This is a genomic window from Bacillus sp. m3-13 (genome assembly GCF_000175075.1).
GTDB lineage: Bacteria > Bacillota > Bacilli > Bacillales > Bacillaceae_I > Sutcliffiella_A > Sutcliffiella_A horikoshii_C.
On sequence record NZ_ACPC01000050.1, the window covers coordinates 151,980 to 173,486 of the forward strand.

At 46.2% G+C, this 21,507-nt stretch carries 17 protein-coding genes and 1 pseudogene; 1 reads left to right on the top strand and 17 read right to left on the bottom strand.

Annotation, left to right across the window (positions count from 1 at the left end; all coding sequences use genetic code 11):
- Positions 1-27: 27 nt before the first annotated feature.
- The 4 genes from M313_RS0121955 to M313_RS0121970 all read right to left on the bottom strand — a co-directional run bounded on the left by M313_RS0121955 (position 28) and on the right by M313_RS0121970 (position 3,376).
- Positions 28-1,680 carry a sodium:solute symporter family protein gene (locus M313_RS0121955; protein WP_010200319.1) on the bottom strand — a complete coding sequence of 551 codons (1,653 nt, stop codon included), beginning with the start codon at positions 1,678-1,680 and terminating at the stop codon, positions 28-30.
- 168 nt (positions 1,681-1,848) lie between these two features.
- Positions 1,849-2,151 (bottom strand): DUF4212 domain-containing protein, encoded by a 303-nt coding sequence (locus tag M313_RS0121960; RefSeq protein WP_010200322.1) that lies wholly within the window; start codon positions 2,149-2,151, stop codon positions 1,849-1,851.
- Positions 2,152-2,264: 113 nt separating this feature from the next.
- Positions 2,265-2,447: a hypothetical protein gene (locus tag M313_RS0121965; protein WP_010200325.1), complete on the bottom strand. Its 183-nt coding sequence runs from the start codon at positions 2,445-2,447 to the stop codon at positions 2,265-2,267.
- 422 nt (positions 2,448-2,869) lie between these two features.
- On the bottom strand, positions 2,870-3,376 hold the full coding sequence (locus M313_RS0121970; RefSeq protein WP_010200328.1) for a hypothetical protein: 507 nt from the start codon (positions 3,374-3,376) through the stop codon (positions 2,870-2,872).
- 182 nt (positions 3,377-3,558) lie between these two features.
- On the opposite strand from M313_RS0121970, the gene M313_RS0121975 reads away from it, so the two are divergent.
- Positions 3,559-6,165, top strand: coding sequence for a calcium-translocating P-type ATPase, PMCA-type (locus M313_RS0121975; protein ID WP_010200332.1), 2,607 nt, complete (start codon positions 3,559-3,561; stop codon positions 6,163-6,165).
- Positions 6,166-6,229: 64 nt separating this feature from the next.
- Here the strand turns inward: M313_RS0121975 and M313_RS0121980 are convergent, their stop codons facing one another.
- From M313_RS0121980 to nuoL, 13 genes and pseudogenes are all read right to left on the bottom strand, one after another.
- Positions 6,230-6,883, bottom strand: a complete 654-nt coding sequence (locus M313_RS0121980) for a pyroglutamyl-peptidase I (RefSeq protein WP_010200335.1) — start codon at positions 6,881-6,883, stop codon at positions 6,230-6,232.
- Between the two features lie 94 nt (positions 6,884-6,977).
- Positions 6,978-7,505 (bottom strand): chromate transporter, encoded by a 528-nt coding sequence (locus M313_RS0121985; protein ID WP_029326646.1) that lies wholly within the window; start codon positions 7,503-7,505, stop codon positions 6,978-6,980.
- Positions 7,505-8,068 carry a chromate transporter gene (locus tag M313_RS0121990; protein WP_010200337.1) on the bottom strand — a complete coding sequence of 188 codons (564 nt, stop codon included), beginning with the start codon at positions 8,066-8,068 and terminating at the stop codon, positions 7,505-7,507. The genes M313_RS0121985 and M313_RS0121990 overlap by 1 nt, the downstream gene beginning before the upstream one ends.
- A gap of 197 nt (positions 8,069-8,265) precedes the next feature.
- A pseudogene (locus M313_RS24395) lies at positions 8,266-9,883 on the bottom strand (gamma-glutamyltransferase family protein).
- A 57-nt stretch (positions 9,884-9,940) separates the two neighbouring features.
- Positions 9,941-10,537, bottom strand: coding sequence for a transposase (locus M313_RS25530; protein ID WP_010200340.1), 597 nt, complete (start codon positions 10,535-10,537; stop codon positions 9,941-9,943).
- A 434-nt stretch (positions 10,538-10,971) separates the two neighbouring features.
- The gene (gene spoIIQ, locus M313_RS24400; RefSeq protein ID WP_010200341.1) at positions 10,972-11,820 is read right to left on the bottom strand and encodes a stage II sporulation protein SpoIIQ; all 849 of its coding nucleotides are present in this window, start codon (positions 11,818-11,820) and stop codon (positions 10,972-10,974) included.
- A 268-nt stretch (positions 11,821-12,088) separates the two neighbouring features.
- Positions 12,089-13,117, bottom strand: a complete 1,029-nt coding sequence (gene spoIID / locus M313_RS0122015) for a stage II sporulation protein D (protein ID WP_010200343.1) — start codon at positions 13,115-13,117, stop codon at positions 12,089-12,091.
- Positions 13,118-13,538: 421 nt separating this feature from the next.
- Complete coding sequence (gene murA / locus M313_RS0122020; RefSeq protein WP_010200345.1) at positions 13,539-14,843, bottom strand: UDP-N-acetylglucosamine 1-carboxyvinyltransferase; 1,305 nt, start codon at positions 14,841-14,843, stop codon at positions 13,539-13,541.
- Between the two features lie 32 nt (positions 14,844-14,875).
- Complete coding sequence (locus M313_RS24840) at positions 14,876-15,712, bottom strand: YwmB family TATA-box binding protein (protein ID WP_010200347.1); 837 nt, start codon at positions 15,710-15,712, stop codon at positions 14,876-14,878.
- A 476-nt stretch (positions 15,713-16,188) separates the two neighbouring features.
- Complete coding sequence (locus M313_RS0122030; RefSeq protein WP_010200349.1) at positions 16,189-16,419, bottom strand: DUF1146 family protein; 231 nt, start codon at positions 16,417-16,419, stop codon at positions 16,189-16,191.
- Positions 16,420-16,551: 132 nt separating this feature from the next.
- On the bottom strand, positions 16,552-18,081 hold the full coding sequence (nuoN, locus tag M313_RS0122035) for an NADH-quinone oxidoreductase subunit NuoN (protein WP_010200351.1): 1,530 nt from the start codon (positions 18,079-18,081) through the stop codon (positions 16,552-16,554).
- Between the two features lie 7 nt (positions 18,082-18,088).
- Complete coding sequence (locus M313_RS0122040; protein WP_010200353.1) at positions 18,089-19,627, bottom strand: complex I subunit 4 family protein; 1,539 nt, start codon at positions 19,625-19,627, stop codon at positions 18,089-18,091.
- The gene (gene nuoL, locus M313_RS0122045; RefSeq protein WP_010200355.1) at positions 19,624-21,492 is read right to left on the bottom strand and encodes an NADH-quinone oxidoreductase subunit L; all 1,869 of its coding nucleotides are present in this window, start codon (positions 21,490-21,492) and stop codon (positions 19,624-19,626) included. Before nuoL ends, M313_RS0122040 begins: the two co-directional genes overlap by 4 nt.
- Between the last annotated feature and the right edge of the window lie 15 nt (positions 21,493-21,507).

Consider the following 21,507-nt stretch of genomic DNA (forward strand, 5'->3'; position numbering starts at 1 on the left):
GGACGCTGCTCCTCCCTGCTATTTGGTTTATTTGTCGATCCAGACGTTTCCATCTTTATACGACATTTGTTCTGGATAACGAAGGTCGACTACTTCGTCTTGAAGTTTTTGTGATGGTGCTTTTGTTCTAAGAGATACGACGATGATCGTGATGATCGCTGATGCTGCTCCAAAGACCCCTGCACCTGTATCGATGATTCCTAGGATGGTGAAGCCGCCGTATTTTGCCGCGAAAATATAGGATAGAGTGACGGCAAGTCCTACGAGCATTCCAGCGATGACCCCTGGTGCGTTCGCACGTTTCCACCATACTCCAAGAAGGAGTGCCGGGAAGAAGGTACCGGATGCGAGCGCGAATGCCCATGCAACGATCTGCGTGATGGCCCCTGGTGGGTTAAGCGCTACAAGACCGGCCAGAACGGTTGCGGTGACGATGGTAACTCGGCCGACCATGAGGCGGTTTTTATCGGTTGCATTCGGTCTCATGACACGGTAGTAGATATCATGCGCGAATGAGGACGAGATGGCGATCATCAGTCCGCCTGCTGTCGATAGTGCAGCGGCCATAGCGCCTGCCGCTACGAGTCCAATAACGAACACGCCAAGGTTGGCGATTTCCGGCGTGGCCATAACGACGATATCATTTGCGATGATAAGCTCGCTCCATTGGAGGGTTCCGTCACCGTTTGTGTCAGCAACTTGCAGTTTCCCTGTATTGACCCATGATTGTGTCCATGCCGGAAGCTGGTCGATCGGGCTTCCTGCTACTTGTTTCATTAGGATGAAGCGTGAGAAAGCTGCATATGCCGGTGCTGACAGGTATAATAGGCCGATGAAAAGTAGTGCCCAGGCGCCTGACCAGCGAGCAGCTTTCATTGTGGAAACGGTGTAGAAACGTACGATAACGTGTGGCAGGCCTGCTGTTCCGGCCATCAGAGTGAACATGAGGGCTAGGAACTGCCATTTGGTGCCGTTGGTGAATGGTGCGAAATATTCCGATACGCCGAGTTCTCGGTCTAGTTCCCCAAGCTGGCTGACAATGTTACCGTAGGATAGCCATGGCAATGGGTTGTTGGTTAGTTGGAGGGACATAAAAATAACAGGGACCAAGTATGCGATGATGAGGATGATGTACTGTGCTACTTGTGTCCAAGTGATCCCTTTCATTCCGCCGAATGCCGCGTAGAATGCGATCAGGACTACCCCAATCATGGTCCCGACTCTTGCGTCCACTTCCAGTAAGCGGCCGATTACCACTCCGGAGCCGGAAAGCTGTCCGATGGAGTAGGTGAAACTGATGATGATGGTACAGATGGCTGCGATGACGCGTGCGGTGTGACTGTTAAAACGGTCGCCGATGAATTCCGGTACGGTGTAGCGGCCGTATTTTCTAAGTTGTGGTGCCAACAGGAAGGTCAGGAGCAGGTAACCGCCTGTCCAACCCATTATGTATGCTAGTCCGTCGTATCCCAGTAGCATAATGGTTCCGGCCATTCCGATGAATGACGCTGCACTCATCCAGTCTGCGCCGATGGCCATTCCGTTGAAGATCGGTGGAACGCCGCGGCCTGCTACGTAGAAGTCGGAGGTTTGGCGTGCTTTGTTGTAGATGGCGATTCCGATATATAGTCCGAATGTGATCAGGATTAGTGTGAGTGAGACGAGAAACTGATTATCCAAACGTTTGGCCCCCTTTGGGTTTAGTGTGATTTCTTTTTATAAGTGCTTTTTTGTTGTGAGATTCATGGTGTGTGAGATTCTTGGATGTGAGAATTTCGGGTATAGAATTGGTTTGGTTTATGTGGGCTTCTAGGTGTGAGTTGGGTTCGATTGGGCTGGTTTGTCGAGTTAGTGATCTAGTGTTTTGCCTGCGCTTAGGACTTCGTTGGCCTTTTCGTCGATGCCATACTTGGCGTCAATTTTGTCGCTGACTTTGGCGTTGACGAATAATAGGATGATGAATGTGATAACAGAGCCTTGCGCTCCCATATAGTAGTGGAATGGGAAACCTCCGAAAATGGTAAATTGCAAGGACTCGGCAAACAGGACAATGCCAAACGAAACACCAAGCCAGATAGCTAAGTAGATTAAGATAAATTTATTCTTCTCTCTGAAATAAGCATCAGCAACGGACTTTTCGATTTTTCTCAAGGTTTAGCCTCCTTTTGTTTTTTGGGGTGTGGAGTTTCGACGTGAGTGACGAAATTCCTGCGGGGGTCTGACCCCTTTTGGGTTAAAATTTTTTAAAAGAATCGTTCGTATCGTTATCTTAGGCTGAAGATGAATTTGATGGTGTCGAGGAAGGGTGCCGGTACTAGGGCGATTTCCACGACGGCGTAGGTGATTAGGGTTGCTATTGGGACTGTCAGTAGGATTGGTTTTTGTTTTTTGATTGCTAGAAAGATGCTGGTGACGGTGATGATTAGGAATAGATAGAATAATAGCATGATGTGCTCGTCTCCTTTTTGTAAGCGCTTTATTTTTTGTTGTCGAATATCCCTCCCCTTTGTTGTGTGTTTTATTCTGTATTAAGACAGAATTTTATAATAATTCTAATAATTAGATTATGATATAAGGGCGGTTGCTAGTCAACTGTTTGTTTTGGAATAGAAATCTACAATTTTCGAGGTATCGTTTTCGGTGTGTATTAGTACAATGGGTTTTTAGTTTTAAAGAGGTGAATTACTGGTGGAAATTGTTAATTTTATTATTCTTTCGATTTAGTTAGATAGATTCTTCTGGTTATGTGGATTTATTGTTCTTGTTGAAAGATTTTTTCTTTTCAAAGCGGGGATTGAGTGTATCGCCAGGCGATATGGTTTGGAGCGCTTCCGTATATCGGGCGCTCCAGACCTTTTTGGGTGGGTTTTTAGAGGATTTCCTCTTCCCATTCGACTTCGTGCTCTTCCATTAGTTCTTCTAGTTCGTCTTGGAATTGACGGAGTTTGGTGCGGCCTTCGTCGAGGAGTTCGTTAGCTTCTAGGATCTTGTCGTAGCTTTGGAGTTCGAGTGCGATCAGGATCATTTTCATGGCTCGGAATTGGGTGTTGCTGGCGTCGATGTAGATTTCGTGGACTGCGCGTACTTCTTTTGTTTCGGGTCGGATGTTTTCAAGTTTTTCAATGAATTCGGTGTAGGCGGGTATGGTGACGGTTTCCATTGTTTCGTACATGGTCCAGTCGTCGGTGTAGTTGTTGCCGGAGACGCTGGAGTAGGAGTCAACTGCTTCTGCTTCGAGTTCAAAGATGCTCATCAGGTCCTCGTTTACGTAGGTCATCAGGTCCTCTTGGACGGGGTCGGCGCTGCAGGCTGAGAGTGTTAAAAGGGATAAGATTGCCAGGAAGCACAGGAGTTTTTTCATGGTTGGTTTTGTCATGGTGGTCCTCCATGGGTGTTGGTTTTTGACACTTTAGTATGGTATTCGGGGTGGACGGTTTTTAGCACTTGGTGGTTTCCCACCATTTTCATATGTGTATAACAGTATTTTTTTAGGAATAGTATGTAGTGAATAAAGTGCGGGTATAGACAGTATAAATCTGTAAAAGAAAGGAGCTATATATGGATAAATTCTATAAGTTACCCTTTGAAGAAGTGATGAAGTCTATTGAGGTTACAAAGGATGGCCTTACTGATTCGGAAGTGAAAAAAAGACAGGAGCAGTATGGTTTTAATGAACTTGGAGAAGAACAGCGAAAAAGCACTTTTCAGGTCTTTTTGGAACAGTTCAAGGATTTTCTTGTCATTATTCTTATTGTAGCAGCTTTATTATCTGCCTTTTTAGGAAAATTTGAAAGCACCATCGTAATCGTAGTGGTGGTTATCATCAATGCCATTCTTGGAACCGTTCAGCATGTAAAGGCGGAGCAATCGCTAAAGAGCCTGAAAAGCCTGTCCTCGCCCACTGCCAAAGTTTTAAGAAATGGAGATAAAATTGAAATACCATCCAAGGAAGTCGTGGTGGGAGATATACTCTACCTGGATGCAGGAGATTACATAAGTGCGGATGGCAGAATCATCGAAGCCCACAGCCTTCAGGTAAATGAAAGCTCCTTGACCGGTGAATCCATCAGTGTACTTAAGACCCTTGATCCGATTAATGAGGACGATGTTTCCATTGGCGATAAGACGAATATAGTATTCTCCGGGAGTTTTGTTACATATGGAAGAGCTGTCATTGTGGTTACAGAAATCGGAGAGAAAACGGAAATCGGTAAAATCGCCAACTTGATGGAAAGTGCTAAAGAAAAGAAAACGCCGCTTCAGATGAATCTTGATAATTTCGGAAAGAAGCTTGCCGTGGCTATTATTATCATTGCTGTTCTCATTTTTGTGATTGATATCATTCGGGGACGGACATTGATTGACTCCTTCATGTTTGCCGTTGCCTTGGCAGTCGCGGCCATACCGGAAGCTTTAAGCTCCATCGTGACAATCGTGCTTGCGTTTGGCACACAAAAGATGGCAAAGGAAAATGCCATCATTCGAAAGCTTCATGCAGTAGAAAGCCTCGGAAGCATCTCAGTCATTTGCTCAGATAAGACCGGTACCCTGACACAAAATAAAATGACCGTGCAGAAAGTGTTTCTGGATTCAGAAATCCATGAGCATGACAAATTGAGGCTGGACAAGAAGCTGCATGAAAAATTCCTTCTTATGCAGCTTTTGTGTAACGATGCAGAGACCACCAAGGATAAGGAGATTGGAGATCCCACCGAGATTGCCTTGGTGGATTTTGGGGAAAAAATATATGAATTGGACGAAATAAAAACCAGAAGATCCTACCCTAGACTGAAGGAAGTCCCATTTGATTCTGACAGAAAGCTGATGAGTACTGTCCAAACCCTAGATTCCAAACAGGTACTGATCACTAAGGGTGCCGTTGATGTTTTATTAGATAGGGTAGTAAAAAAAGAAACTTCAGATGGCCTATCTAATTTTTCAGAAGAGGACAGAAAGAAAATCGAGGAAGTGAATCATTCCTTTTCGGAAAGCGGATTGCGTGTTCTGGCCTTTGCTTATAAAGAGGTGGAGAATTATGAGAATATCTCGACTGAGGATGAACATGACTTAATATTTGTCGGATTGACTGCCATGATGGACCCTCCCCGTGCGGAGTCTAAGGAAGCGGTCGAACAATGCATTTCAGCAGGCATCAAACCTGTGATGATCACAGGAGACCATAAAATAACTGCTTCTGCGATAGCAAAGGAAATCGGGATTTTCAGAGATGGCGATAAAGCGGTCGAAGGATTTGAGCTTGAAAAGATAAATGACGAGGACTTAAAAAGCATGGTGGAGGACATTTCCGTCTATGCACGAGTATCTCCAGAGCATAAAATACGAATTGTCCGAGCCTGGCAGGAAAAAGGGAATATCGTTGCAATGACCGGCGACGGAGTCAACGATGGTCCTGCATTGAAACAGGCGAACATTGGAATCGCCATGGGAATCACAGGAACGGAAGTGGCCAAGGATGCCTCTTCCATGGTCTTGACAGATGATAATTTTTCCACCATCGTTAAGGCGATTGCCAACGGAAGAAGCATCTATGCCAACATCAAAAATTCCATCCGGTTCCTGCTTGCCGGTAACACCGCAGGAATTCTATCTGTTTTATATGCTGCTATAGGCGGATTGCCTGTTCCATTTGCGCCAGTGCATCTGCTATTCATCAACTTGCTCACAGATAGCCTACCGGCGATTGCAATTGGACTTGAACCTCATAATAAAAAAGTGATGAATGAAAAACCGAGGGATGTGGAAACCCCGCTTCTCAATAAAGTGTTTGCAGCCCGGCTCCTTAGTGAAGGATTCCTGATTGCCGTGGCTACCCTGATTGCTTTTCATATCGGACTAACCATGGACGACCCGCTGACAGCCAGTACCATGGCTTTTTCCACACTATGTCTTGCACGGTTGTTTCATGGCTTCAACGCACGTTCCAGACAGTCGATATTCAAAGTTGGATTGTTTTCAAACCTCTATTTGATAGGGGCAGTCCTCATTGGCATCGCGCTCCTGCAGCTTGTTCTGCTGGTTGATCCTTTAAAGGGGATTTTTGAAGTTGCCACACTAACTTCTGCCCAGTTCGGCTATGTCTATGGTCTGGCACTTATGCCGCTGGTGCTGATTCAACTGTATAAGTTGATATTTGTGAAAGATTGAAAAAGGACCTGTATTCCATATGGAGTACAGGTTTTTTTAGTTGTGAATTGATAGGTCCCTTCACTTACATCGTTTCAATTGTCAGTTTGATCGCTGCAGTCAGGTCAGTCTGGGACCAGCTTGGTGTGTTGTTGAGCTGGGCCGCGAGCTGGTGTGAGGCTGGAATGTGGATGAAGCCTGCCGGGATTTGGGCTGTGTTCGGTTCATCTGTATCAGTAGGGTTAGCCTTACTACCTGTTCCCTGTTGCGCTAGCTTGTGCAGGGCCGCGTACATGACGTTATTACATAGGTAGGTTCCTGCTGTATTGGATATTTTTGCAGGAAAGTTATTTTCAATTAAATGGTTTACCATCGCGCGGATCGGCAAGGTGGAAAAGTAGCCGTCGGGTCCATCTGGGTTGATTGGTGCATCCTGAAGCACGACTCCATTATTATCAGGCGCACCACCAGCATCCTTACAATTGATTGCAATTCGCTCCGGTGTAATGTGCGCCCTACCCGCAGCAAGCCCAAGGGAAACCACGGCATCTGGTTGTAGCTCCTCGATATACTCCAATAACAATTTTTCCGATTCGGTGAAATCAACAGGCAGCACCCGGCTTATGACTTGGTATTGACCAATTTTTTGTTGGTCCAATTCCCTGACAATCTCCTCTGTTGGATTGATCTTAAAATTCAAAAACGGTTCAAAACCTGTTAAAAGTAGGGTTTTGGTCATGTTGGAAGACCTCCTTATATTTTGGAAGGGGAAGGACGGGTTTGGCGCCTCGATCGATGTTCGAAGGAGCTAGTGAACCGTCCCACCTGCTTTTTCAAAGTAATATTGCTCCGTAAGTTAATGCTCCCACAATGACGTATGCGGGGTGCACTTTCCATTTTTCAAGAAGTAGGTAGCTTGCGATAATTAGAAACACTGTTTGGATGGTGCCACTTGCTTCGTAGGATTCAGCGAAGAATCGAAAGGCCATGACACCAAGCAGGAGTGCGATGGTTGGTCGCACGTAGTTGGACATTCTTTTTACTTTAGGTGAGTCTCGGAATTTGTACAGGAGGCTCATGAGCGCGATCATCAAGATGAGTGATGGTGCGACGGTGGCAAATACGCCTACTGCTGCGCCTAGGATTCCTGCTTGTTCGTAGCCGATATAACCGGCCATTTTGGTTGCAATCGGTCCTGGTAAGGCGTTTCCGAGTGCGAGTACTTCACTGAATTCAGAGACCGACAGCCAGCCATAGCGGTGGACGACTTCGTTTTCCACGAGCGGAATGGATGCGGGGCCTCCACCGTATCCCAGGATGCCCGGTATGAAAAAGGCGAGGAATATCTCCCAATATATCATCATGATTGGGTCCCTCCTTTTTCAGGTTTTGGTTTGTCTTTTTTCAGAACCGCCGCAGCAAGTAATAGCGCGATTACGATTCCTGGGTGGATGCCGAGAATCTCGATGAATAGGAAACTAGCTAGGATTAGGAAGATGGCTACGGGCCAACCTAGTCCTTTTTGTGATTTTGATAGAAAGTCCCACGTCAGGACGGCAAGTAAGACGCCGACCACAGGTAGTACTGCTTTGGTCATGCCTTGCACCCACGCTTGGTCTTTGAAGCTTGTAAGCGTGGTGAGCAGGACGATCATGAGTATGATGGTCGGAATGGTGGAGGCTAGGATGGCGTTCATCATGCCTGTGTAACCGCCGACGCGATATCCGATGTAACCGGCCATCTTGGTGTTGATGGGTCCGGGCATTGTGTTGGCGAGTGCCAGGATGTCAGAGAAATCATCATCTGAGAGCCATTTGTACTTGCCTACTACTTCTTTATGTACAAGCGGAATGCTGGACGGACCTCCGCCGTATCCGAGCATCCCAACACGGAAGAATGCGATAAATAAGTCCCATTGCTTCATGGTGTGGTGGTTTCCTCCTTTGTGAGGAGGGGCTGACTGGCTCTACTTTGCTTTGGTGCTTTAGTGGAGTGAGGGTCAGACCCCTCTTTAGTTGTTTAGCGCTTTAACGGAGAGCGGGTCAGACCCCTCTTTTATTCTTTAGTGCTTTAACGGAGAGCGGGTCAGACCCCTCTTTAGTTGTTTACCTCTTTATCTCGTTACCACGCTGCGATGGCGCCGTCGGTTCTTGGTTCGGTGCCGCCTGTGAGGGTGCCGGTTTTTGGGTCGCGCCAGATGATTTGGCCGCGGCCGAAGCTGCCTCCGTCCAGTGTGATTTGGATGTTGTGGCCTTTGCGTTGGAGGGCTTGGGCCAGGTGTTGCGGAAAGTGATGCTCGACGTGTACGGTTTTGTCTTCCATCCACTGCCATCTTGGTGCATCCAAGGCAGCCTGCGGGTTCAGGTGGAAGTCGATGGTGTTCATGACGACTTGCATGTGGCCCTGTGGCTGCATATAGCCTCCCATGACGCCGAACGGTCCGACCGCTTCGTTGTCTTTTGTCAGGAAGCCAGGAATGATGGTGTGGTATGTCTTCTTCCCTGGTGCCAGCGCGTTTTCGTGTTCTGGGTCTAGGGAGAAATCATGTCCTCTGTTTTGTAGGCCAATGCCTGTTCCTGGTACGACGACGCCTGATCCGAAGCCCATGTAGTTGCTCTGGATAAAGGATACCATATTCCCTTCCCCGTCGGCAGTGGCCAAATAGACGGTTCCTCCTTTTGGTGGAGTCCCCGGTTCTGGCGTGAGGGCTGTGTGGGTGATGAGGCCCCTTCTTTGTTTTGCAAAGGAATCGGACAGCAATTCTTTTGCGGTGTGGGTCATGGTCGTTGTATCTGAAACGTATTTCTTGGCGTCAGCAAATGCGAGTTTCATTGCTTCGATTTGTTTGTGATAGGTTTCGAGACTGTCGCGTTCGGTGAAAGTGTCTTCTTTTAGCATATTGAGTGCCATGAGGGCGACGATTCCCTGGCCGTTCGGCGGAATCTCCCAGACGTCGTAGCCTCTGTAGTTGACTTTGATCGGCTGCACCCATTCCGGTTGGTAGGCTGCCAGGTCATCATATGTAAGAAAGCCGTTGTGCTGTTTGGAGAAGTCTGCGATTTTATGGGCTAGTTCCCCGCGGTAGAAGGCTTCTCCGTTTGTTTCACCGATTTGCCTTAAAGTGTCGGCATGGCCTTTGGAGGACCAGATTTCGCCAATTTCCGGCGCACGTCCGTCTGGTGCGAATGTTTCGAACCAGTGCGTGAATTCTTCGGTTGTGCAGAGTTTTTTATAGGCATTGTAGGCGCCTTTCCAGTACTTGCCGAGTGTTGGCGAGATTGGGTAGCCTTTTTCCGCGTAGTCGATGGCAGGTTGCAGCACTTCTGAGAGTGGTAGTTTGCCAAATTTTCTTGGATAGCTCTGCCCAGGCAGATGGTGCGCCGGGAACAGTCACAGGAATAAGGCCCATTTTCGGCATCGTGTCGTGGCCTCTTTCTTTTACCGCTTCAATCGAGATGGATTGTGGTGCAGGGCCGCTTGCGTTTAGGCCGTGGAGCTCTCCTTTTGTCCAGACGAGGGCGAATGCGTCGCCGCCGATTCCGTTGGAGGTTGGTTCCACGACCGTCAGGCAGGCAGCAGTAGCTATGGCTGCGTCGATGGCGTTTCCTCCTTTTTTCAGGATATCGAGTCCGGCTTGTGCAGCTAATGGTTGTGATGTGGCAACCATGCCGTTTTGAGCGAATACAGTGTTACGGTTAGATGGATATGGGTTGTTCAGATAGTCGAGTTTGAGTGTCATTTGTGTTCCCCCTATTATTTCGTTATGCGAATTAATTTCTATTATACGTAATTTTCTTTATTTTTTCAAAATAAGAAATTTTGTTTTGTTGTTGGGGGTGAAATGGATTCGCGTGTTTGGGGTGTTGACGTATTGTGGGTAAGAGCCTTCGTGGTGGGTGGTGGAAAAGTATTTCAGGATGTCTTTAGTGGTGACGAGCGGGTCGTGTTGGTTGTTGTAGAGGTATTGCTTGTAGCTGCTGAATGGGTAGTCTTCGGGATTGTGGACCATCTGGGCTGCGACCGGGTTCAGGTGGATGTATTTGCTGACGTCGATCTGGTAGTCGATGTCGTGGATGATGCTGGACTTGAATCTTCCTTCTAGGAGGTGGCCGGTGAGTTTGTATTTGCGGTTGATGTACTGGGCGTATTTGGTGTTGATCTTTTGCATAATGAGACTGATGTTAGTGGTTTCGGTTTCGATAAGCAGGTGGGTGTGGTTGGTCATAAGGCAGTAGGCGTGCAGTTTGAACGGGTATTTGTGTTTGATTTCGAGGAGGATGCGCTTGTAGGTTTGATAGTCCTTGGGTTCAAAAAAGATAATGCTGCGGCGGTTTCCTCGTGTTGTGACGTGGTACATGGCTCCGGGGAACCAGAGCCTTGGTTTTCTAGGCATGATGGGTGGTACTCCTTTCGGGGTGGGATTTTGGTTTTTTGTTGGCGTGCGACTTAGTGGAAAGTGCTGAGGTCATGGTGTGAGGGAATGGCACGCAATGGGCCAACTTATATAGTATTCGACAAGAAGTGCAAAACACCTTTAGGGGTCTGACCCCATTTCAAAAAAAGTTTTAAAACAAAAAAATACCGCCAAACGGTACCTGCGTTTGGCGGTTTTGACATTCTCTTGTTTTTGCGCTGTTGTGTTGTTTGTGTATCGGTATTGTTAGTATACCCAGGTTGGCTTGGTTTTATTCCTTGTTTGGGTGGAAGGTGAGAAAAATTTGCATAGAAAAAGAGCAGCTTTCCGGAGTATGTTTCCCGTTTGTAAGCTGCTCTTTGGCTCAATAGAGTTTATCGTTCTAGCATTTATTTTATTAACAAGACTTTAGATTATGTTAGATAGCTAACGGACTCTTCTTCTTCGTCAGAAGATCCTTCGTCGCCGTCTTTGTCTTCTCCGTCTTCAGGCTTGTCTTCGCCCTCTGCTGGAGTTTCTTCTTTTTCTTGTTCACCAGCTGGCTCGCTTCCTTCTTCAGAAGCTTGTCCTTCTTCCTCTAGTAGGGAAGTGACTGGTTTGTTAAAAAAGCTGCTCGGATTCACTGCTACATTGTCCTTGCGGATTTCAAAATGAACGTGTACTGCGTCTTTGTTCAGTTGGTTTGTGTGTGCTTTGGCGATTGTTTCACCTTGATCTACGAAATCGTTGACTTTGACTTGTACGTCTGTCAGTGATTGATAGATTGTTTTTACACCATCCAAATGCTCAATTTCTACGACGTTTCCTAGTAATGGATCATTTTCAACATGCGTTACAGTTCCACTTAAAGAAGCGACTACTTCGAATGTTTCGCCGTCTTTCATTGCAATGTCGATACCTGTGCTAGGTTGGTAAATGCCATTGTACTCAATGAAGGCTGCTTCTTGGTCTTCTTTAGATGCATTTGCATCCCAGAAAGGTCTGTGGATAACAGAAGAGTTAACATCTGTTACCGGCATTACAAAGTTTTCTACCGGGCTGTTTACTTCCATGGAATCTTGATCACCATAAGAAATGCTAGTTCCTTGCCCATCTGTGTTTCCTGGGTTACTTTCTGTTTCATTACCTGTTTGGGATACTAAAACCGCTGTCAAAATGATTGCCGCGCACCCAAGATAGATTGCTGGGAACACCCAACGCTTTTTCATTAAGCGTTGCCAATTTGAATTTTGAGAAGTCCGTTTCTTTTCTTCCTCTCTCATTGTATCATCACCTCAGCAATCATTCTGAACAGATTCACAGAATAATATACATCCACGGTGAAAATTTTTTTGAAATGCTTATTTTCCTTCACTGGCGGGGGAATTATGCATAGATTTTTAAAAAAAGTTCGAAAAGGGGTCAGACCCCGGCAGGAGCCGGGGGCTGACGGGTGTACCTATATTCGACATGGAGAGGCAAAATCCTTTGGGGGTCTGACCCCCAAAGGGTTATTTTTTTCATTTTTTTATCATCCCCCTCCCTCACACTCTATCTCTTCGCTGTCACCTTGTTGATGTATTGGTCGGCGCTGGCGATTTGGACGTCTTTGTAGTAGTGGGAGATGATTTGGGTGTAGTTTTTGCCTTCTAGGGCCATTCCGTTGGCTCCGTATTGGCTCATCCCTACTCCGTGCCCAAAGCCTTTGGTGGTGATGACGATGTTGTCTCCTTTACGCTCCCAGGTAAAATCGCTGGAGCGCAGCTTAAGGAGGTCACGCACTTCCCTTCCGCTCAGCTTCTTCCCATTGATATCTACCGCCTCCACACGGTTACCCGTTGTACGTGCGATGATTTTCCCCACCGACCCGTCACTTCCCAATGTTACCCCGAGTTTGGATTGAAAATCTTGTACCGGTAAGGAAACTTGGCTTAAGTATTTTTCAGAATCTACATCCCACGGGCTTTTTACACTTCGCAAATATGGGATTTCGTTTGGCCAGTATTCCTCTGAGTTTTCTGTGAACCCGTTGCTGGTGGAGAAATAACTTGCTTCAATTGGTGCATTATTATAGGTAAGGACGGATCCTGCTGTTTCCGCAACCGCCTGTTTTATTTTATCTATCTTCCAATTAAAATCTTCCGCTGCCCAAATTGCTTTTAGTTCCTCGGGGCTTTTATACACCTGGTGCTGTTCGGTGTCTGTGACATCTGCCCCTTCTGGTGTGCCTAGTTTTTCTTCCGCCATCAGCTGCCTTAATATATACGTACGCGCCGCCAATGCCTGTGCCTTTAGCGCTTCTAGTTCAAAGTCGGCAGGCATCTCTGAAGCGACCACGCCCACAATATAGTCCTCGAGCGGAATGTTTTCGATCATCTCTTGCTTGTGACGATAAACCGCTACATCAATCGGAGAATCAATTGGTTCCACTTGGTTTTGGATTTGTTGATTTGGTTGGAGTTCCTCTGCTAATTGGCCGCTTTCCTTATCGACAAACGGCATGACTAATAATGTTGGTACCATTAATACCATGACAAATAGAATAGAAGTGAGTACGATGATTGGTTTCAAGTTTCTCATAGCGCCGAGCCTCCGATAACAATAAAGTAGTAGTTGTTTGTTGATAATTAATGGCTGGATACCTTTACTCTTCATTCTTATGGAAGTGGACAAGCAATTATGACTAAAATATGGGCAGGTTTAACGACTTCGTTCAGAACTCTCAAACCCTAAAAAACTCCTAAAAACTTCTATATTATATAGACATAACCCAAAACTATCAGAAAACAATACAACATCCCACCAAGAAAATGGTCTGACAGAAAAAAAGTTGGGCTATTAATAAGCAGTGAAAAAAATGCTGTGCTGGGGTCAGACCCCAGCAGGAATTTCGCCCCTCACGTCGAAGGCCAGCAAAAAAAGTTCAAAAAAGGGTCAGACCCTTAAAGGAGTCTGACCCTCAATGTAGAATATAAATATATAATTGGCTATTTTGGTGTGTTTAGGCTTCTTTGATTTGCTCTAGGATAACTGTTTGTTCTTGTTCCATGGAGCTTATTCGTTCGATGTCTGCGCCTAGTGCTGCTAGTTTGTTGTGGAAGTTTACGTATCCACGATCTAAGTGTTTTAGCTCGGTTACACGAGTGTATCCGTCTGCGATTAATCCTGCTAGGGTTAATGCTGCTGCTGCACGAAGATCTGTTGCTGCCACTTCTGCACCTTGTAGTTTAGAAGGTCCATTGATCACAACGGAACGTCCTTCGATCTTGATGTCACCGTTCATACGACGGAACTCTTCTACATGCATAAAGCGATTTTCGAATACTGTTTCCGTAATCATGCTCGTGCCTTCAGCCGCTAACAATAGTGACATCATTTGGGATTGCATATCTGTTGGGAATCCTGGGTGAGGCATTGTTTTGATGTCAATTGACTTCAGTTTTTCAGGTCCGATAACGCGTAATCCGTTTTCGACTTCTTCAAACTTAACGCCCATTTCTTCCATTTTGGCGATTAAAGAGCTGGAATGTTCCGGCACTGCGCCTTCCACGATAACGTCTCCGCCTGTGATTGCAGCTGCTACCATGAATGTACCTGCTTCAATGCGGTCAGGGATGATGTTGTGTTGGCATCCGTGTAATTCGGAAACCCCTTCGATTCTAAGAGTACCTGTACCTGCTCCACGAACTTTCGCTCCCATGGAGTTCAAGAAGTTTGCCAAGTCCACGATTTCCGGTTCTTTTGCAACGTTTTCCATGATAGTTGTACCTTCAGCAAGAGTTGCAGCCATCATGATGTTTTCTGTTGCTCCCACGCTTGGGAAATCAAGATATATTTTCGCGCCTTGTAATCTTCCGTCTACTTCGGCATCGATATAACCATTTCCAACTTTCACTTTCGCACCCATTGCTTCGAATCCTTTTAAATGCTGATCAATTGGTCTAGAACCGATGGCACAGCCTCCAGGTAGAGCAATTTGTGCTTTTCCGTTACGTGCAAGCAATGATCCCATTACTAGGACAGATGCGCGCATTTTGCGTACATATTCAAACGGTGCTTCTGTGTGAAGCTCTCTTGTTGCATCGACAATTATACGATTATTTTCAAACTCAACATCGGCATTCAAATAACGCAAAACCTCGTTAATCGTATAAACGTCGGAGAGCTCAGGTACATCTAAGATTTCGCATTTGCCTTTGCTAGCTAATAAAGTTGCGGCGATGACAGGTAGTACTGCGTTTTTTGCTCCCTCTACTTTAACAGTACCCTTTAACCTTTGTCCGCCGCGGACGATGATTTTTTCCAAAACGTTCCCCTCCGCGTCTTTTATTCTATATATTAATATTCAACAGTAATAATTGGCGTGCCTACAATCACGGTAGTCTTATCGCCCATTCCTTGTGTTCGTAACCCAATTTGTAAGTTCATCTTTCCCTGATGTGTCGGAAGAACATTATTCCATGCATCAGTATATGCTGAAACTGATACAAAGGTATCTTCCTGAATCTCTTCAACTATTTGTGCTGAAAATGCGTCTAGCAAAATATTTGTCGTATTTTGCAAACCACCTTCAATTTTAGCACTGAAATCGCCAGACATACAACTAAATATTTCAAAGTCTTCATGAGAAATATTGGTAAGATTCGAATGGAAATTGTTAATTATCTCTGTTGCTACAGGCTTTTCCCAACCATACCCAGTTACCTCATATAATACATACGATGTTTGGGATGCGTTTGCGTGGGTGGTGATGAGCTGAAGAGTCTCTTCTTGTTTTAATAAGTCATTATAATGAGTCCCAACTGCCTTCCATTGATCCTCTTCTTCCATCACATTCCAACTAAGATGGCCCATACTCTGTTTTAAACGATTTACCTCTTTTTGAAAAGTGACTAAATCCCTAATTTTATAGACGTTCTTCCGCCCATAAAGTTTCCATTCCTGAACATTAATTTTCTCCTTTTGAAAAACTTCTGCGATTTCAAGTATCTCAGTACTGATATCGTTTGGTAATTGAGCTCTGCTTCTTTCATTCCCAAGAATTACCCCTGTAAAACATATTACGAAAATAAAAAATAGTCCTAGCAATCTATTAATATAAAGTTTCCACTTTTTTTCTGCATATTTAGTATTAGTTTTCAAGCCCTTATTTGTGTTCCCCATCTTATTAAACATATCCCCCACGCCCCTTTGTTTGTTACTAAACAGTGTCGCCAATATGGGAGTAAGAGATACATAGAAATGTTCGTCAAAATATTTGTGGTTTTTATATATTTTTTTAATATTTGGGGTCAGACCCCGGCAGGAATTTCAGCTCTTATGTAGACGGCAACAAGTGCGGGTAGTTTCTTGGTCTTGGGCAGGTTTGGGTGGTTGTCGGTTTTTGGGGAGGTTGGTCGAATGGCTTGTATTTGGTGTGTTTTGGACAGTATTCTGGCTTCGTTGGACAGTATTTTCGATTTTCCCGCTTGTATTTGGGTCAGTTTGGACAGTATTTAGAGGATTTCCGCTTGTATTTTAAATTCTGCTGTATTATTAGCGGTTTGAAGCTTTCTAAATTCGAGAAATTACTATAAATAACTCCAGATTAACCCGAATCCAGTAATAAGCCAGGGGAATGAACCCCCTGGCATACAGAATTACACTTATTTTCACCAAATCATCGGCAGTCTTTGTGATAGGAACAGGTAGTCCAGGAAGAAGTTGCTGACGGAGGATCCGATGGCGATGGTGATTAGGATCAGCAGCAGTCTGATTTGGACAACTTTGTTTGGTTTCATCCATTTTTCGTAATTTACGGCTTGGAGTGCCCACCAGGTGATGCTAATGAATAGTAGGTGGGAGATGATGCTGACGAGTGCTTGTACTCCTATATCGATCATTGTGAAAGCAGCCTCCTCTTTATTTTCAACTAATAAATTTTAGTTTCTTCCTATAATAATCCACAAAAAAGAAGGAGCATGTGATCTCCTTCTTTCTTATTAAATCATATTCCCCTTAACCGTGACAATCGGTTAGTTGCCTGGTACTAAGATATCTTTTAAAATATCGAAATTGTTTCCGAACATGTCTAGGGCAAGGCCTGGCAGGATACCGAGCACTAGTGTTCCGATTGCGCAAACAAAGACGGTGATCCAGATTCCAACGGGAACGTGGATTTTTTCTTGGCTTGCTGCTGGGCGGAAGAACATCTGGGTCATGATTCCAAAATAGTAAAAGTATGAGACGACGGTGGTCAAAATTAAGACCGATGCCAGGACATAAGCGTTGCTTGGTTCAGAAATGGCACCGACGAAAATCGACAGTTTTCCGATGAATCCGGCTGTGCCCGGGATACCTGCCAATGAGAGCAGGAACACCGACATCAACACTGCAAGCAATGGGGAGCGCTGGTACAGTCCGGCGAATCGGCTCAGATCCTCGGAGCCATCTCGTGCGGTGACGACTTGTAATACTGCAAGTGCCCCGATGTTCATGAACAAGTAGGCGATCAAGTAAAACCACATTGCTTCAAAAATAAAGATGAAGTTTACGGTTGCCAGTGGCACCAACAAATATCCGGCGTGTGCGACTCCTGAGTAGGCGAACATCCGCTTGACGTTGCGCTGGCGCAGAGCAACGAAGTTACCGATGATCATGGAGGCCACGGCCAATACTGCGATGAATTCTCCCATGGAGAACAGCATAGATGCGCCTTCTGCTGCACGGGTCGGAAAGAACAGTGTCACGAATAGGCGCAATACGATGATGAAGCCTGCTGTTTTGGATACGACTGCAAGGAATGCCGTTACTGGTGTTGGCGCGCCTTGGTAGACGTCAGGTGCCCACATGTGGAATGGTGCGGTCGCGAGCTTGAAGGACAAGCCAACGAACATCATCATGAAGGCGATGACCAGTAAATATTGCATGTCGCGTGCGTTGATTTGGGACAGTGTGACCCACATTTCCTGCAGGTTGGTGGTGCCGGTCAGGCCGTATACGTAGCTCATTCCGAACAGATTGATGGCGGTGGCGATCCCGCCGTTGATAACGTATTTCATGGCGGCTTCGTTGGATTGCAGGTTCTTTTTGCGCAGTCCTGCTAATACATAGGAAGCAAGGGATAACAGTTCAAGTCCGACAAACAACGTGATCAGGTCGCCGCTTGAGGACATAATCATGGCACCTAGGACGCCTAACAGCAAGAGGTAGAAGAACTCCCCTCTATACTCGCGCAAGCCTTCTTTTGGCTCGTAGCTGATAGCCATTAGCATCACGAAGGCTGCTCCGACTAAAATCAACGTTTTGAAGGCCATCGCAAAGCTGTCGAGTCGGTATGTTTCGTAAAGGATGGTGGTGACTTGCATTGGATCTTTGTCGTACATGCCCACCAAGAATGCGAGGGCTGCCAGGATGCTGGCGAATCCTAGCCAGCCGAGCAGTCTCCGATCTATTTTTTTCGGTAAAAATAAGTCCAGTAGTGAGAGAAGGGTTGCTACACCAAGGATGATGAATTCCGGTGCCATGACACTCCAATCAAAGCTGAGTAAGGTTTCTAAATCCATCTCCTGTTCACCCCCCTATCCCTAAAATGATGGCGTTGATGGTGTCTTGCAGCGGTTGTGCGAGAATGCTAGGGTATACTCCGATCAGGACGATGAAGAATAGCATGGCAAAGACGGGAATGTACTCGATTCCGCGCAGGTCCACCACTTTTTCGCTATAGCCTGCTGCTTTCGTTCCAAAAGTCATGCCAAGCACTGCACGCAATAAGTATGCCGCTGTTAAAATGATTCCGAGCGTCCCTACTGCCGCGACCACAGGCATTTCATTGAAAAGCCCCATGAAGGCAAGGAATTCGCTGACAAACCCAGACATGCCAGGCAGACCGAGTGAGGCCATGGCCCCAACAAGGAAGAATCCGGCTGTGAGCGGCATCGCTTTGGCAAGTCCGCCAAGTTTGCCGATGTCGGTCGTTCCTGTGCGTTCGTACATCACTCCTATTAAAAAGAACAAGAGTGCCGCGATGAATCCGTGGGAGACAACCTGGAAGATCGCGCCTTGGATTCCCGCTTCGTTCAGGGCCGCAAGTCCGATCAGGACGATCCCCATATGCGAGATACTGGAGTAGGCCAGCACCATTTTGAAATCTGTTTGAATGAGTGCGAGAAATGCTCCGTAAAGGAGATTCATTACTCCCAAGATTGCTAGAATGAAAGCGAGCTGGTCGAATTGTTCAGGAAAGATTCCTACTCCGAAACGGATAAGTCCGAATGCCCCTATTTTCAAAAGAACGCCGGCATGCAACATGACGATGGATGGCGGTGCCTGGACGTGGACTTTCAGCATCCAGCTGTGAAGCGGAACGATCGGCAGCTTGATACCGAATGCAACAAGCAATGCGATCAGCAGTCCCATGCGCAGGTCGTCTGACACTTCCCCAAGGAACATGGCGTCGCTGTTGCCGGTGAACATGGCTGTGATTTCGGCGATATTCATCGTTCCTGTTTTGGTGAAAAGGACCACAAACACGATTAATAGAATCGCAGAACCGAGACCGTTGTAAATAAGGAAACGGTATGCTGCGCTTTCTTTTTCAAAATAACCCCATTTTCCGATCAGGAAGAACATCGGGATCAAGGTGAGCTCAAAGAAAAAGAAGAATAAAAGCAGGTTTTCCGCTGCAAAGACACCGAGCATTCCTATTTGTAAAAGAAGAAAGAGAATGAAATAGCCTTTCCATTCTTTTTTTACATGAATGCTTGCGATGGCTGCAAGGGTGGAAAGCACTGCTGTCAGTAGAATCATGACGAGCGAGAAGCCATTGATGCCAAGCTCGAAGGAGATCGGCTGGTACACTTGAAAGCCGTAGATATCTTTCGTCAGCCCTTTGTTACCGAATGTGATCCATTCGTGTTTGACTGCAAATTGCTCAAGACCTGCTCCCGCCTTGTATTGCCAGAACGCGATAACGGCGAGTATCAAGGACGGCAAGGTTGCCAGAAAGCCGACAATTTTAATGGCTTCCACGTTTGTTTTTGGTGTAATAAGAAGTACTAAAATACCTAAAAGAGGGGCGAAGATCAACGCTGTCAGAAATATACTGTTCATCCGATGTACCCCCCTGTGAAGACGAAAATGATGATGAGAATGGCGAGTCCGACAAACGCGACTGCTCCGTAAGTCTGGGTTTGGCCGTTCTGTACTTTGGCTCCTAGTCTGCCGATTTGTTGGGATGCCGCGGCAATGCCCTTCATCGTTCCTTGGACAAGGAACTCATCGATGTATTTCAGGAACAGGCTGATCACGCGGGTTCCATAGACGAATGTCATATTGTAAATTTCATCGACAAAGTATTTGTTGCGTAAAATTCCGTACAGATGCGGTGCGCCTTGACTGAATGTTTCGCGCGCGATGGAGCGGCGGAAATAAATCAGGTAGGCAAATCCGATTCCAGCTAAAGAAACTATTATAGCAGCTGCCATAATCCATTTTGGCCCCTCGATATGGGACGGTCCATAAGGGATAGTCCCTTCTGTTAGCCAGTCTCCGAGAAAATGGCCGAACCATGGGGTGTTCATGTAACCAGCCACAACTGCCAGAACACCAAGCACTATCATCGGAATGGTCATGACAGAAGGCGATTCGTGCACGTGGCGCTGGTCTCCGCGCGCTTCGCCTGTGAAGACAAGGAAGAACAGGCGGAACATATAGAATGCCGTGAAAAATGCGGCAATCAGTGCCAGTAAGAAAAGAAATGGATTTCCATTCACCCAGGCGGCAAGGAGGATTTCCTCTTTACTGAAGAACCCGGAAAACAATGGAACACCTGTAATGGCAAGGGTTCCGATTAAAAATAAGATACCTGTGGTGCGCATTTTTTTCCAAAGACCGCCCATCTCGTCGATGTTTTGCGTGTGGACGGCATGGATGACGCTTCCTGCTGCAAGAAATAACAAGGCTTTAAAGAATGCGTGTGTGGTGAGGTGGAAAACCCCTGCCACATAGCCCGCAGAACCGAGTGCAAGCATCATGAAGCCCAGCTGGCTGACGGTGGAGTAGGCTAGCACTCTCTTAATATCTTTCTGAACAAGGCCGATCGATGCTGCGAAAATCGCAGTGAATGCACCGACGATTGCGACCGTCATTAGCGCCGTTTCACTCGCATTGAACAGCGGAAACAGGCTCGCGACCAAGTACACTCCTGCTGCAACCATCGTTGCGGCGTGGATTAGTGCGGAAACCGGTGTCGGACCTTCCATCGCATCTGGTAACCAGGAATGCAGGGGGAATTGACCTGATTTTCCCATTGCTCCGATAAAAATAAGGATGGCAATGAGGGTTAGCATGCCCGCAGAAATTGCGCCTGCATTGACTGCTTCAAAAATCACATCGTATTCAAAGCTGCCAACCTGCCAGAATAATAGGATGATCCCGATGAATAACCCGACATCCCCGATACGCGTCATGATGAACGCTTTTTTGGCAGCGGCTTTTGCTTCATTTTTATAAAAATAGAACCCGATGAGTAAGAATGATCCCACTCCGACCAGCTCCCAGAAAATGTAGAGCTGAAGCAGGTTCGGTGACATGACAAGTGCCAGCATGGCAAAGGTAAACAGGCCCAGGTAGGCGTAAAATACATGGAAACGGTGGTCTCCATGCATGTATCCTTTGGAATAAATATGTACAAGTAAGCTGACAAGTGATACTACGACAAGCATCAAGGCGTTTAATTGATTGACTTCATATCCCGCCGTCAATACGACGTCTCCTATTTGGAGCCAGTCGAATGTGGCTTTGAAGGTTGGTGCTGAAAACCGCTCCCATAGTGCTGTGAAGGAAAAGATGAGTGATAGAGCGATGAGTGCGATTCCAAGGAATGCGCTCTTTTCTTTCAATCTTTTGCCGACAAACAGTAACAGGATAAAGGAGATCAGCGGAAAAAGCGGGATGATCCAGGCATTCTCCATCATCGTATCAAGTCCCCT

Excerpts from the sequence above, each read along its gene's own strand:
- M313_RS0121965 (WP_010200325.1), bottom strand. The coding sequence starts at position 2,447 with ATGCTATTATTCTATCTATTCCTAATCATCACCGTCACCAGCATCTTT.
- M313_RS0121970 (WP_010200328.1), bottom strand. The coding sequence starts at position 3,376 with ATGACAAAACCAACCATGAAAAAACTCCTGTGCTTCCTGGCAATCTTA.
- M313_RS0121975 (WP_010200332.1), top strand. The coding sequence starts at position 3,559 with ATGGATAAATTCTATAAGTTACCCTTTGAAGAAGTGATGAAGTCTATT.
- M313_RS0121980 (WP_010200335.1), bottom strand. The coding sequence starts at position 6,883 with ATGACCAAAACCCTACTTTTAACAGGTTTTGAACCGTTTTTGAATTTT.
- M313_RS0121985 (WP_029326646.1), bottom strand. The coding sequence starts at position 7,505 with ATGATATATTGGGAGATATTCCTCGCCTTTTTCATACCGGGCATCCTG.
- M313_RS0121990 (WP_010200337.1), bottom strand. The coding sequence starts at position 8,068 with ATGAAGCAATGGGACTTATTTATCGCATTCTTCCGTGTTGGGATGCTC.
- M313_RS25530 (WP_010200340.1), bottom strand. The coding sequence starts at position 10,537 with ATGCCTAGAAAACCAAGGCTCTGGTTCCCCGGAGCCATGTACCACGTC.
- spoIIQ (WP_010200341.1), bottom strand. The coding sequence starts at position 11,820 with ATGAGAGAGGAAGAAAAGAAACGGACTTCTCAAAATTCAAATTGGCAA.
- spoIID (WP_010200343.1), bottom strand. The coding sequence starts at position 13,117 with ATGAGAAACTTGAAACCAATCATCGTACTCACTTCTATTCTATTTGTC.
- M313_RS24840 (WP_010200347.1), bottom strand. The coding sequence starts at position 15,712 with ATGTTTAATAAGATGGGGAACACAAATAAGGGCTTGAAAACTAATACT.
- M313_RS0122030 (WP_010200349.1), bottom strand. The coding sequence starts at position 16,419 with ATGATCGATATAGGAGTACAAGCACTCGTCAGCATCATCTCCCACCTA.
- nuoN (WP_010200351.1), bottom strand. The coding sequence starts at position 18,081 with ATGGATTTAGAAACCTTACTCAGCTTTGATTGGAGTGTCATGGCACCG.
- M313_RS0122040 (WP_010200353.1), bottom strand. The coding sequence starts at position 19,627 with ATGAACAGTATATTTCTGACAGCGTTGATCTTCGCCCCTCTTTTAGGT.
- nuoL (WP_010200355.1), bottom strand. The coding sequence starts at position 21,492 with ATGATGGAGAATGCCTGGATCATCCCGCTTTTTCCGCTGATCTCCTTT.